The organism is Paraburkholderia flagellata (genome assembly GCF_021390645.1).
In the GTDB taxonomy this organism is placed as follows: Bacteria; Pseudomonadota; Gammaproteobacteria; order Burkholderiales; family Burkholderiaceae; genus Paraburkholderia; species Paraburkholderia flagellata.
Window position 1 is genome coordinate 1,351,790 of the sequence record NZ_JAJEJT010000001.1, and the last position, 12,272, is coordinate 1,364,061.

At 65.3% G+C, this 12,272-nt stretch carries 10 protein-coding genes; 3 read left to right on the forward strand and 7 right to left on the reverse strand.

Annotation, left to right across the window (positions count from 1 at the left end):
- Positions 1 to 154: 154 nt before the first annotated feature.
- Entirely contained in the window at positions 155 to 1,387 is a 1,233-nt protein-coding gene (locus tag L0U83_RS05895; protein WP_233881368.1) for a ribosomal protein uL16 3-hydroxylase, read from the reverse strand.
- Between the two features lie 32 nt (positions 1,388 to 1,419).
- On the opposite strand from L0U83_RS05895, the gene L0U83_RS05900 reads away from it, so the two are divergent.
- Positions 1,420 to 1,965, forward strand: coding sequence for an FKBP-type peptidyl-prolyl cis-trans isomerase (locus tag L0U83_RS05900; RefSeq protein ID WP_233881369.1), 546 nt, complete (start codon positions 1,420 to 1,422; stop codon positions 1,963 to 1,965).
- A 7-nt stretch (positions 1,966 to 1,972) separates the two neighbouring features.
- Here the strand turns inward: L0U83_RS05900 and L0U83_RS05905 are convergent, their stop codons facing one another.
- From L0U83_RS05905 to L0U83_RS05920, 4 genes are all read right to left on the reverse strand, one after another.
- Positions 1,973 to 3,415: a hypothetical protein gene (locus L0U83_RS05905; RefSeq protein WP_444544253.1), complete on the reverse strand. Its 1,443-nt coding sequence runs from the start codon at positions 3,413 to 3,415 to the stop codon at positions 1,973 to 1,975.
- A complete protein-coding gene (gene mutS / locus L0U83_RS05910; RefSeq protein WP_233881371.1) occupies positions 3,381 to 6,065 on the reverse strand; it encodes a DNA mismatch repair protein MutS in 2,685 nt (894 codons plus the stop codon). The genes L0U83_RS05905 and mutS overlap by 35 nt, the downstream gene beginning before the upstream one ends.
- A 108-nt stretch (positions 6,066 to 6,173) precedes the next feature.
- Positions 6,174 to 7,472 carry a lysophospholipid transporter LplT gene (gene lplT, locus L0U83_RS05915; protein WP_233881372.1) on the reverse strand — a complete coding sequence of 433 codons (1,299 nt, stop codon included), beginning with the start codon at positions 7,470 to 7,472 and terminating at the stop codon, positions 6,174 to 6,176.
- A 155-nt stretch (positions 7,473 to 7,627) separates the two neighbouring features.
- Entirely contained in the window at positions 7,628 to 8,428 is an 801-nt protein-coding gene (locus tag L0U83_RS05920) for an inositol monophosphatase family protein (RefSeq protein ID WP_233881373.1), read from the reverse strand.
- A gap of 470 nt (positions 8,429 to 8,898) precedes the next feature.
- Here L0U83_RS05920 and L0U83_RS05925 point away from each other — a divergent pair, with 470 nt between their 5' ends.
- Together L0U83_RS05925 and cysE are read left to right on the forward strand one after the other, a co-directional pair.
- Entirely contained in the window at positions 8,899 to 9,762 is an 864-nt protein-coding gene (locus tag L0U83_RS05925; protein ID WP_373321043.1) for an RNA methyltransferase, read from the forward strand.
- Positions 9,763 to 9,970: 208 nt separating this feature from the next.
- Complete coding sequence (gene cysE / locus L0U83_RS05930; RefSeq protein WP_233881374.1) at positions 9,971 to 10,795, forward strand: serine O-acetyltransferase; 825 nt, start codon at positions 9,971 to 9,973, stop codon at positions 10,793 to 10,795.
- A gap of 51 nt (positions 10,796 to 10,846) precedes the next feature.
- On the opposite strand, the gene L0U83_RS05935 is transcribed toward cysE, so the two are convergent.
- Entirely contained in the window at positions 10,847 to 11,644 is a 798-nt protein-coding gene (locus tag L0U83_RS05935; RefSeq protein ID WP_233881375.1) for a UDP-2,3-diacylglucosamine diphosphatase, read from the reverse strand.
- 33 nt (positions 11,645 to 11,677) lie between these two features.
- Positions 11,678 to 12,172: a peptidylprolyl isomerase gene (locus L0U83_RS05940; RefSeq protein WP_233881376.1), complete on the reverse strand. Its 495-nt coding sequence runs from the start codon at positions 12,170 to 12,172 to the stop codon at positions 11,678 to 11,680.
- Positions 12,173 to 12,272 lie beyond the last annotated feature (100 nt).

The following is a 12,272-nucleotide window of genomic DNA, read 5'->3' on the forward strand; positions in this document are numbered from 1 at the left end:
CGCTGGTGGAGACGCACTGCAAGAGCGTGAATCTTCCCTACGGCCTGGCCGGAAATTATAGGCACTTTCGTATCGACCGTCGACAAATCCGGGGACAATACGTTGTCTTTCTCATACAAGCACTATTTTAGTACGGTATAACAGTCCGAAGCGCTTAGGCAAGCACCCCGGTCCGAATCCAGCCCGCACGATACCACTCGTGTAGCAACGCTGTCACACACGAATCGTGTGAGAGTGTTACAAAGCGTTTCCCGTCCATAGAGCGCCTGTCGGCCAGTGCCGGCAGCCACTTTCTTGCCTCTTTGAGCAAGTACTGTTCCCCATTCAGGTAATACGACCGCGAATCGTAAAGCAGGATTGTCCTGCGGTCGAGTGTTATCCCATTTTTTGCCGCTTGCGCAACGAAACGGGCTTCGTCGAGCGGATTTTCAGGGGCGTCGAACACTACATTGGCTTTCGGTTCGGACAGCCAGGAGCCTACGAACGAAGACACATCGGCGTCGTTCCAGCGCACTTTAGCAAGCACGCCGCCAACACGCTCCACGAGTGCCGGGGGAAGCTGCGCGGGATGCGCCACGGCCGGCTGGTCGGGGTCGCGGTAGAGCGTGGGCTTGACGTTGTCGTCATTCGCGCCGCGCTCGGCGAGCCAATAAAGAAACTGACTCGTCAACTCGTTCGTGGAAGGAGAACGAAAGCCGATCGAGCACGTCATGCATTCGCCTTCGGCGATGCCGTCATGGGCGATATGCGGCGGCAGGTACAGCATGTCGCCGGGCTCCAGCACCCACTCTTCTTCAGGTTCGAAGTTCGCGAGAATCTTGAGCGGCAAACCTTCGTGCAGCGACAGGTCGCGCTGCGCGCCAATGCGCCAGCGGCGCTTGCCGTGAACCTGCAGCAGGAAGACATCATACGAATCGAAGTGCGGGCCCACGCCACCGCCGTCGGAAGCGTACGAGATCATGAGGTCGTCGAGCCGCGCATCGGGCGCGAAACGAAAGCGCTCGAGTAGCGCCCGCGCGCGGTCGTCGTGCAGATCGGCGCCTTGCACGAGCAGCGTCCACTGGCGGGTCCTCGGCGTGGGCAATTCGTCCGGCGAGAAAGGACCGTGTTCGAGCGCCCAGCGGCGGCGAAAATGCGTGACGAGACGTGACTCGACATCGTCGCTGTCTGCGAGCGCGAAGAGTTCGTCACGCGAGAGTGGCGCTTCGATGTCGGGAATCGCCTGGCGAATCAAAAGCGGCTTTTTCTGCCAGTATTTGCGCATGAACTGCGCCGGAGTCAGGCCGCCCAGAAGCGGCGTGGCAACATCGGGCGCGGGGCATGCCAGGGGGAGGGAGGCGCGCCGCTTGCGCGCGTCCACCGGGTGGTCTGGGGACCGCTTCGGCATCGTATAATGTGGTCTGTAATCTGGAGGAACGAATGAAAATTGCAAAGGACACCGTCGTGTCGGTCGCTTACAAGCTATCGGATGCGCAGGGCAATCTGATTGAGGAAAGCGACGAGCCGATGGTCTATCTGCACGGCGGCTATGATGGCACGTTCCCCAAGATCGAGGAAGTGCTGGACGGCCAGGAGCCGGGCTTCGAGACCCAGATCCAGCTTGAGCCGCAGGATGCCTTCGGGGAATACGATCCCGATCTCGTGAAGATCGAGCCGCGCAACCGCTTCCCTGAGCCGCTCGAAGTCGGCATGCAGTTCGAAGGCACGCCCGAAGAAGGCGACGAAGATCTCGACACGCTCGTCTATACGGTCACGGACGTCGCCGAAGACAAAGTCGTGCTCGACGGCAATCATCCCCTCGCGGGCATGGCGCTGCGTTTCGCGCTGACGGTCAAGGAAGTGCGCGTAGCCACCGAAGACGAAATCGAACACGAGCACGCGCATGGCGCGGATGGCCTCGAGATCATCGACGAAGACGAAGAAGACGACGGCGACGAAAGCGCCTCGAAACCCACCCTGCACTAATCGCTGATCAATGCGCGAAGCCGCCCGACGCCGGTGCGCCGGGTGGCTGCAACTGGTCGCCGCCACCGCTATTCCCACCTTCCGGGCCGTTGCGCCCATCCGTACCATTTAGTCCATTCTTGCCACCCGGCGCGGGCCATGCTGGCATGAGCACGCCGTTTTCAGCCGGCGGCAAGCCTTGCGGCACGGCAGTTCCCGATGCGCCCGGCGCCACGTCGGGCGATTGCGGCATGCCGGGAATCTCGGTCACATCCGGCATCGAAGACACTTCGGGCATTTCCGGCATCGCGGGCGCCGCTCCGGCGCCTGGCAGGTTCGGCGTCTGCGGTGCGGGCAGCACTGGCAGATGTTTCGGTACATCACGCACACTCACGCGCAGGGGCGTACGGCGCGCCGTGTCGGCGTCCACCTGCAGCCACTGCGTAAGCGGATCGCGCAAAGAAAACGCGATGCGCGTGACGTTTTCTATCTTTGCTCCCTTGTCGTTACGCAGCGGTTGATCGATCGTGAAGCCGTGTGCGAGCTTCGAGTCGTCCGCATTCACGATGATGATCTGGCCACGGAAAATCTCGGCGAGCTTCACGAGGCTGCGGCGCAACTCGAGGTAGCCGTCGCGCGGTGCCCGGTGAAAGCGCAGCCATGCGAAGCGGTCGGGCCGCTCGTAACGCTCGGGCATCGCGTTGCCCTGCATGAAGACGACGATCGCGCGCGCATTGCGGCGCTTCGCAAACTCGGCCGCATGCTCGAGCCAGAAGCCGTTGGCGATCACGCGGTCCTCGAACTCGCCATTGCGCCCGCCCGCATTGAGATAGTGATTGTTCCCGTCCGGCACGTTCAGCCCGATGAACACGGTGTCGCCGAATTGCCAGCGCACGTTTTCACGATACGGCCGGAAGCGCGACACTTCGCTCTCGCGCGTGAGCGTCAAAGGGGTTTGGCCGAGCGCGTTGGGATCGGAGAAGAAGTTCTGACGCAGGAAATCGAGGCGCTCAGCGGGATCGTAGCCACCCGTGCCGTTCATGCCGCAGGGGACCCAGTCGCGTTCACCGGGCACAAAAACGAGCGGTGGACGTGACGCATCGAGAATGTCGTGACGCCGCTCGTAGAGATGGTCGGCACAGATTTCGTGTGCGCCTTTGAGATTGCCGTCGTAGACGATGAAGGCGATTTGCGGATCGCGCCCGATGGCGTCGACGAGCCGTTGCGCCGACGCTTCCTCGGACTGCGAGGTGAGCGCGTTCGCCACGACCGCGAAGGCGTAGCGCGGCGACTGTGCGAGCGCCGCGAGCGGCGAGCCCAGCGACGACGCCAGCATCAAGGCGCATGACGCACGGCGCATAATTTCCAGATAGCGCGAACGGGGGCTGCCGCGGCCCGGCGGTTGCGGTGGCCGCGGCGGCGTCGCGAGGCGACGCTCAGCGTTTCGCGTCCGGCGCCGTGGCCAGCTCATGCAGTTCGTACAACAGGTCGAGCGCGTCGCGCGGGCGCAATTCGTTCGGATCGAGTTCGCGCAGCCGCTGTGCGACGAGCGACGCGCCGAGATCTTCCGCCGTGGCCGGCGCGGCGCGATCTTCCACGAACGGTGCTTCGTCGTAGTCAGTGGCGGGCACGGCGAACAGGTCGAGTTGCGGCGTGGGCTGTCCCGCCGATTGCTGCTCCAGATGCACGAGATGCTTGCGCGCGGCGCGGATCACCGCGGCCGGCACACCCGCGAGCTGCGCGACCTGCAGGCCATAGCTCTGGTTCGCGGGCCCTTCCTGCACCGCATGCAGGAAGACGATGCCGTGACCGTGTTCGACGGCTGAAAGATGAACGTTCGCCGCCTGTGCAAATTCCGCCGGCAGTTGCGTGAGCTCGAAGTAGTGCGTGGCGAAGAGCGTGTGGCAACCGTTGTGTGCGAGCAGATGCCGCGCGATGGCCCACGCGAGCGCGAGGCCGTCGAACGTCGACGTGCCGCGCCCGATCTCGTCCATCAGCACGAGGCTTTGCGACGTGGCGTCGTTGAGAATGGCCGCGGCTTCGGTCATCTCGACCATGAAGGTCGAGCGGCCGCCCGCGAGGTCGTCGGCGGCGCCGATGCGCGTGAAGATGCGGTCGATCGGCCCGAAGCGTGCGCGCTTCGCCGGCACGTAGCTCCCCACGTAGGCGAGCAGGGCGATGAGCGCGGTCTGCCGCATGAAGGTCGACTTACCGCCCATGTTCGGGCCGGTGATGAGCAGCAGCTTGCGCTCGGCAGAAAGCAGGCAGTCGTTGGCGATGAACTGCTCGACCTGTGCTTCGACCACGGGATGTCGGCCTTGCTCGATCTCGATGCCGGGAGCCTCCGTGAACGTGGGCGCATTCCAGTCGAGCGCGCGGGCGCGTTCGGCAAACGCGGCCAGCAGGTCGAGTTCAGCGAGCGCGGCGGCCACGCGCTGGCAATCGGGAATGAACGGCAGCAGCGATTGCAGCAGGGCGTCGTAGAGCGCCTTTTCGCGCGAAAGCGCGCGTTCCTGCGCCGAGAGCGCCTTGTCCTCGAAAGTCTTCAGTTCCGGCGTGATGTAGCGCTCGGCGTTCTTGAGCGTTTGACGTCGGCGATAGTCGTCGGGAACCTTGTCGGTCTGGCCGCGTGTGACTTCGATATAGAAGCCATGCACCTTGTTGTACTCGACGCGCAGATTGCCGATGCCGGTGCGCGTGCGCTCGCGCGTTTCGAGGTCCAGCAGGAACTGGCCGCAGTTCTCGGAGATGTCGCGCAGTTCGTCGAGGTCCGCGTCGTAGCCGCGCGCTATCACGCCGCCGTCGCGCACCATGGCGGCCGGTTCCGGCGCGACCGCGCGCTGCAGGAGCGCCGCGCATTCGGCGGGCGGTTCGAGCGCATCGGCGATGTGAGCGAGCGACGCGGCCGCGCCGCTTGCGGCTGCAACCTGTTCGCGCAGCGCGGGCAGCGCAGCGAAGGTGTCACGCAAGCTCGACAGATCGCGAGGGCGCGCGGAAAGCAGCGCGAGCCGCCCGGTGATGCGCTCGACGTCAGCGATCTGGCGCAAGGCGCTGCGTAACGTATCGACGCTCGCTTGCGGCGGCGCCTCGAGCAGCGCGCCGATGGCCTGCTGGCGCATTTGCGCGATCGCGGCTTCGCGCGGCGGGTGATGGAGCCAGTGGCGCAGCAAGCGGCTGCCCATGGCCGTGCTGCACGTGTCGAGCAGCGAGCAGAGCGTGGGCGATTCGGTGCCTCGCAGCGTTTCGGTGAGTTCGAGGTTGCGGCGCGTGGCCGGATCGAGCCCGATGTATTCCGATTCGGCTTCGACCTTCAGGCTGCGCACATGGCGCAGTTGCTGGCCCTGCGTGGCCGCCGCATAAAGCAGCAGCGCGCCCGCCGCGCCGCACGCGCTCGTGAGCGTTTGCGCGCCGAAGCCGTCGAGGCTCGCCACGTCGAGCTGATCGCACAGGCGCTGCTTGCCCGAGCTGACGTCGAAGTGCCAGGCGGGCACGCGCGTGAGCGCTCCCGATCCGGCGGGCGGTGCCCAGGCGGCGGTTTCCGCAGGCATTTCCGCGACGAGAATTTCTGCGGGCCGAATGCGCTCGAACGCCGTGGCAGCCTGTTCCGGCGCGACTTCCGCGAGGCGCAGCGCGCCGCTGGCGAGATTGAGCCAGGCGAGCCCGACGTTGACGGTTACGCCGCGGCGGTTATGACCGGGGCAAACGGCCATCAGGTAGACGTCGTTCTTGTCGGAGAGCAGGGCGGCGTCTGTCAGCGTGCCGGGCGTCACCACGCGCACGACCTTGCGCTCGACCGGGCCCTTCGACGTGGCCGGGTCGCCGATCTGCTCGCAGATCGCCACCGACTCGCCCAGCTTCACGAGCTTCGCGAGATATTGCTCGACCGCGTGATGCGGCACGCCAGCCATCTTGATCGGATTGCCTGCCGACGCGCCGCGCTGCGTGAGCGTGAGGTCGAGCAGGCGCGCGGCTTTCTCGGCGTCTTCGAAGAAGAGCTCGTAGAAGTCGCCCATGCGGTAGAACACGAGCGTGCCCGGATGATCGGCCTTGATGCGCAGGTACTGCTGCATCATGGGAGTGTGTTGCGCGATGTCGGCTGCGCCAGCGGTATGTGTAGCCATCCTCGGTGTCTTGCTAGGGGTTCAGGGCGTGAGTTTAACGCGCGCCGATTGCATGTCCAGCTAGCCTTTCGGCTAACGCCATCGCAGGTGCTCGCGCAGTCGCTCCCATCATTCGTCGACCAGCGCCTGCAGGTCCACAGTGCGCGCGTTTGCCGCACTATGCCGCATGGCGAGCCAGATCATCGTGGAAACGAACACGCCGAACACGACGATGATCCACTGCACGGGCACCTTCGCGGTGAGCAGCAACGCATACGCGCCGAGCATGAGCAGCACCGCGAGATTTTGATTGAAATTCTGCACGGCGATTGAATGGCCCGCCGAAAGCAGTGTCGCGCCGCGATGCTGGAGCAGGGCGTTCATCGGCACGATGAAAAAGCCGGCGAGCACGCCGAGCAGCACCATCAGCGGATACGCGAAGAGCAGATAGAAGGGCACGATGAACGTCCCGAAGCGCACGCCAACGCCTTGTGGAAAAAGGCCCTTGCCGTAGAACGCCATGCCGATCGCCACCGCGCCGCACAGCACGCCCACGGGCAGCACGCGCAGCGAGGCGCGCAACGACACCCATGCGGCTGCCGCGCCCGCGCCGAGCGCGATGCCGAGTCCCGTCACGCCCTGCATCACGGCGGCTTTCGAGAGCGAGAGTCCGAGATTCGCGTCGGCCCACTTGAGCACGAGCAGTTGCAGCGTGACCGCCGCGCCCCACATCAGGGTCGTGACCCAGAGCGCGATCTGCGCGAGCTTGTCGGTCCAGAGCACGTTGAAACTATGCGTGAAATCGCCCATGAGCCGCGCGGGCTCCTTGAGGCGGTTTTCATAGCGCGCGAGCGTGTCGGGAATGCCGATGTTGATGATCGCGGCGAACACATACGTGATCATCACGGCGAGCATCGCGAGGTTGGCGGCCGAATGGATGAGCGGCATCGGATGACGCGTGACGAAACGCTCGGCGTAGGTCGAAACGAGCGCGCCGCCCATCATCGTGCCGACGATGGTGGAGAGCACCGTGGCCGATTCGAGCCATGCATTGGCGGCGACGAGCTTTTCGGCTGGCAGCAATTCCGTCAGGATTCCATACTTTGCAGGCGAGTACGCGGCCGCGCCGAAGCCGACCACGCCATACGCGATCATCGGATGCACGCCCGCGATCATCAGCAGGCAGCCGCACGCCTTGAGCGCGTTCGAGACGAACATCACGTGGCGCTTTTGCAGGGCGTCGGCGAATGCGCCGACGAAAGGCGCGAGCAGCACGTAGGAGATCGTGAAGAAGATCTGCAGGAGCGGCGTCACCCAGGCGGGCGAAGCAATCACCGTGAGCAGCGCAATCGCCGCGATGAGGAGCGCGTTGTCGGCGAGCGACGACACGAACTGCGCGGCGATGATCGTGTAGAAGCCTTTTTTCATCGGATGCGTGCGCGGTCCTCTGGCAGCAGGGCGACCGGCGAAACAAAAGAGCGGCCGAAGCCGCTCGATGCGCATGCGTGCGCGAGACCTGAACTGGCGTGCGCTTTGCACGCGTCGCGGTGGAACAAGCCGTGCACCGCGACGCGCACGTCTGCTTACGCCGCCTTGGTGACGCGCGTGTACTTCGAGAGGATCGGCACCATTTGCGCGTAGATCTTCGGGTTGCCCGCGACGACTTCGCCCACGTGCAGGAAATCCGAGTCGCCTGTGTAGTTGCCGATCAGACCGCCGGCTTCCGTCACGAGCAGGCCGCCCGCGGCGACGTCCCACGGATTGAGACCCTGCTCGAAGAAGCCGTCCATACGGCCGGCGGCGACGTTGGCCAGATCGAGTGCTGCCGCGCCAGGGCGGCGCAGGCCCGCGCACGCGTTGGTCATTTCGGCGAACAGTTCGCAGTAGCTGTCGAGGCCGTCCTTTTCGCGGAACGGGAAGCCTGTGCCGATCAGGCCGTCGGCGAGACGGTCGCGACGGCCCACGCGGATGCGGCGGTCGTTCAGGAACGCGCCGCGGCCGCGCGAGGCGGTGAAGAGATCGTTGCGCGTCGGATCATAGACCACGGCCTGCGTGACAATGCCCTTATGCGCGAGCGCGATCGAGACGCAGTAGTACTGGAAGCCGTGGATGAAGTTGGTGGTGCCGTCGAGCGGATCGATGATCCACTGGTACTCGGAGTCGTTGTCCGACTGGCCCGATTCCTCTGCGAGGATGGCGTGGTCGGGGTAGGCCGTCTTGAGCGTTTCGATGATGGCGGCTTCGGCCGCCTTGTCGACTTCCGTGACGAAATCGTTATGCTGCTTCTTCGCGACCTGCACGAGGTCGAGGTCGAGCGACGCGCGGTTGATGATCTGTCCGGCGCGGCGCGCGGCCTTGACAGCGATGTTGAGCATGGGATGCATGAGCCAGGATCCTTGTTGTCCGGCGCTCGCGCGAAAGCGTGATGCGCGCCGGTGGTGCAAAAGATAAAAGCGTCTAACGATTGGACAGGGCGCGGGCCACGATCGGACCTGCGGAACCTGTCCCGTCAACGGAGACGAATTGGATAAGAGCGGGGCGCGGCGGCGCGGTTTGCCAGCGGTCTGCCGGCAATGTGCCGAGCGCCTGGCGGACAGCCACATGGATGCACTGCGGCTGCACGATTCGCCCGACGCGCGCGAAACCGCCATTTTACCCGAGTCTCGGCATTTCCATGCCTTCTCCCGGGCAGGATATCGGGATTTCTATGGATATGACGTTCGGCCAGTCTGCGCGCCTGCGCAAACGCGACGCCAGGCGGCCTTGCGCGGCACGAACCGCGTCAGAGGCCATCGCCGCGGCGCGAGGCGCGCTAACATAGACATTTCAATCTCCTTTTCGCGGTTAGAGAACCATCTTGGCGCACCCCGATTCACCCGATTCCCAGTCAACGGCGCCGGCTTCCGGCGACGCTCACGAGCCGCTGCGCGGCGGCTTTACGTCCACCCGCTTCGTGCTCGTCGAGCCGAGCCACCCCGGCAATGTCGGCGCGGCGGCGCGCGCGCTGAAGACCATGGGATTCTCGCGCCTCGTGCTGGTGGCGCCGCGCGTGCCCCAGGTCCACTGCGACCCGGAAGCCGTAGCGATGGCGAGCGGGGCCGACGACGTGCTCGCGGCCGCCCACATCGTGCCGACGCTCGCCGACGCGCTGGCCGGCGTGCAATGGTCGCTCGCGCTCACGGCGCGCACGCGCGAGTACGGGCCACCGCCCGCGGCTCCGCGCCAGGCGGTGCAGGATGCCTGCCGCCAGGTGGCGCACGGCGGCGACATCGCGCTCGTGTTCGGCAACGAGCGCACAGGCCTCTCGAACGACGACGTCGAGCGCTGCAGCGCGCTTGCGCACATCCCGGCCAACCCCGCCTATAGCTCTCTCAATCTTGCCCAGGCGGTTCAGGTGCTCTCCTACGAACTGCGGCTCGCCTACCTCGGCGAGAGCGCGCCTGCCGCGGCGTTGCCGGCGGCTGGCGGTGCGGGCGGTGCGTCCCAGCCTTCGGCCGGATCGCCGCTTGCGACGAGCGACGACATCGAGCGCATGTATCTGCACCTCGAGAACGCGCTCATCGCGCTCGAGTTTCTCGACCCCGCCAATCCGAAGAAACTGATGTCGCGTCTGCGGCGGCTCTTTGCCCGCTCGGGGCTCGAGCGCGAGGAGGTCAATATCGTGCGCGGCATCGCAAAGCACATTCTCATGCTCAAGGGCAAAGGCGAGAACCGTTGATACGCCGGGCGTACGCGGCGTTCGACCTTGCGGCCGGCGGGGGCTTCCGGCCTCAAATCGGCTTTGCGCCTACAATCGGCTGAAAACCGGCTAAAAGATCATAAGCAAATGCGCGCGGCTGCAATAGCCGCTGCGCCGCTTGCGCGCACGCTGCTGCGGCGCGCGGCCGCCATTCACCATGTTTCCCACGTTTTTTTGCGTGACTGCCATGTTCAAGAGACTTCGCGAAGACATTGCCACGATCCGCGAGCGCGATCCCGCTGCCCGCAGTGCGTGGGAGGTCCTGACCTGTTATCCGGGTCTGCATGCGCTCGTGCTGCATCGCGTGGCACATGCGTGCTGGCGCGCGAAGCGCCGCTGGCTCGCGCGCTACGTTTCGCAGATCGCGCGTTTTCTTACGGGCATCGAGATCCATCCGGGCGCGACCATCGGCAGGCGTGTGTTCATCGATCACGGCATGGGCGTCGTGATCGGCGAGACGGCCGAGGTCGGCGACGACTGCACGATCTACCAGGGCGTGACGCTTGGCGGCACGTCGCTCACGCGTGGCGCCAAGCGCCATCCGACGCTGGGTCCGGGCGTGATCGTCGGTGCGGGGGCGAAGGTGCTCGGCGGCTTCACGGTGGGCGCCGGGGCGAAGATCGGCTCGAACGCCGTCGTCGTGAAGCCGGTGCCGGAAGGCGCGACGGCGGTGGGTAATCCCGCACGCGTCGTCGCACCCGCGAAGAGCGCGCCGGTAGCGGCCAAGTCGGCTTCGGCACGCGAGGGCTTCTGCGCATACGGCATCACGCCCAATGCGGACGACCCGGTTTCGCTGGCGATCCACGGCTTGATCGACCACGCTGCCACGCAGACGCAGCGCGTCGATGCCATCGTCGTTGCGCTCGAGCGGCTCGGCGCGCGTCTCGAGGCGCTGCATGGCGCCGATGCGGCACTCGCCGAATTGCGCCGTCTGTCGGAGGGGCTGGAATGCGGTGGCCCGCAAGCCGAGGCGGCGAGCCGCGAAGAAGAAAAGGCGCCAGCGCGCGTTTGATGCGCGGCGCGACCAAGGTGCTAAAAGAGGTGTGCGTCAGAGGGCCGTGCGTCAGTCAAGCGGCAAGACCCTGAACCCTTCGGCATCCACGCGCAGATAGCCGCCGCGTGGCTTGCCGTGATCGAGATCCCAGTCGGGCAAGACCCAACGCGTGCCGCCAGGCTCCTGGTGGCGCGCCGGCCTGTGCGTGTGACCGTGCACGATGGTGTTCGCACGCGCGCGCTTGAAGAGCGCCGCCACGCCTTTCGCCGTGACGTCGTACTTCGGCAGGCGCGGCCCGCTACGCTTGTTCTCGCTTGCGCTTCGCGCGCGCTCGGCGATCGCACGCCGCCAGCGAAACGGCCACGCGAGAAAGAGCAATTGCACGAGCCGGTTGCGCGCGAGCTTGCGAAATAGCTGATAGCCGTGATCGTCGGTGCACATCGCGTCGCCGTGCGCGAGTGCGAGACGCGTGCCGAACGCGGTGATCGCGATGGGGTCGGGCAGCCAGATCGCGCCCGCGGCCTTCATGAAGCGCTTGCCCATCAGAAAGTCGCGGTTGCCGTGCATGATGTAGAGCGCGATGCCGCGCTCGGAGAGCGTATGCATCAGCGCAGCCATGCGCGCAGGGAACGGATCGGTGAGCATGTCGTCACCGATCCAGTATTCGAAGAGGTCGCCGAGTATGAACACCGAGTCGGCCTGATCGGCCGTGACCCGGATGAAGCGCTCGAACGCGGCGACCGTACGCGGAATCCCTTCATTCAGATGCACATCGGAAATGAACAGGAACGGGCGAGCCGCGTGCGGGCGCTTGCCCTCGCCGGGCACGCCCGCGGCAGCGTGTCGTAAAGCCTTTTCCTGCAGCATCGATGAAGGGTGTGCGTGAGAGTGGTATGAAACTTATTCGACGACGACAGCCTTCTCGATCACGACGTCGTCGACCGGCACGTCCTGATGGAAGCCCTTCGAGCCCGTCTTGACCTTCTTGATCTTGTCGACCACTTCGAGGCCTTCCACGACCTTGCCGAACACGGCGTAGCCCCAGCCTTGCGGCGTCGGCGACGAGTGGTTCAGGAAGTCGTTGTCGGCCACGTTGATGAAGAACTGCGCCGATGCCGAGTGCGGGTCATTGGTGCGAGCCATGGCGATCGAGCCGCGCTCGTTCTTCAGGCCGTTGTTCGCTTCGTTTTCGATCGGCGCTTCGGTGGGCTTTTGCTGCATGCCGGCGTCGAAGCCGCCGCCCTGGATCATGAACCCGTCGATGACGCGGTGGAACACCGTGCCGTCGTAGTGGCCGCTTTTCACATAGTTGAGGAAGTTGGCGACCGTCTTCGGGGCCTTCTCGGCGTTCAGTTCGAGCTTGATGACGCCGTGGTTCGTGTGCAGTTCGACCATGATGGGATCCTTTGCCTGTGGCTGGGGGAGTGAACGTCGCTGCATCGGCAAGAGGCGGGGCGTGTTGCCCAACGCGTGTGCCGGCGCCGCGACGTGCGAC

Excerpts from the sequence above, each read along its gene's own strand:
- L0U83_RS05895 (WP_233881368.1), bottom strand. The coding sequence starts at position 1,387 with ATGCCGAAGCGGTCCCCAGACCACCCGGTGGACGCGCGCAAGCGGCGC.
- L0U83_RS05900 (WP_233881369.1), top strand. The coding sequence starts at position 1,420 with ATGAAAATTGCAAAGGACACCGTCGTGTCGGTCGCTTACAAGCTATCG.
- L0U83_RS05905 (WP_444544253.1), bottom strand. The coding sequence starts at position 3,415 with ATGAGCTGGCCACGGCGCCGGACGCGAAACGCTGAGCGTCGCCTCGCG.
- mutS (WP_233881371.1), bottom strand. The coding sequence starts at position 6,065 with ATGGCTACACATACCGCTGGCGCAGCCGACATCGCGCAACACACTCCC.
- lplT (WP_233881372.1), bottom strand. The coding sequence starts at position 7,472 with ATGAAAAAAGGCTTCTACACGATCATCGCCGCGCAGTTCGTGTCGTCG.
- L0U83_RS05920 (WP_233881373.1), bottom strand. The coding sequence starts at position 8,428 with ATGCATCCCATGCTCAACATCGCTGTCAAGGCCGCGCGCCGCGCCGGA.
- cysE (WP_233881374.1), top strand. The coding sequence starts at position 9,971 with ATGTTCAAGAGACTTCGCGAAGACATTGCCACGATCCGCGAGCGCGAT.
- L0U83_RS05935 (WP_233881375.1), bottom strand. The coding sequence starts at position 11,644 with ATGCTGCAGGAAAAGGCTTTACGACACGCTGCCGCGGGCGTGCCCGGC.
- L0U83_RS05940 (WP_233881376.1), bottom strand. The coding sequence starts at position 12,172 with ATGGTCGAACTGCACACGAACCACGGCGTCATCAAGCTCGAACTGAAC.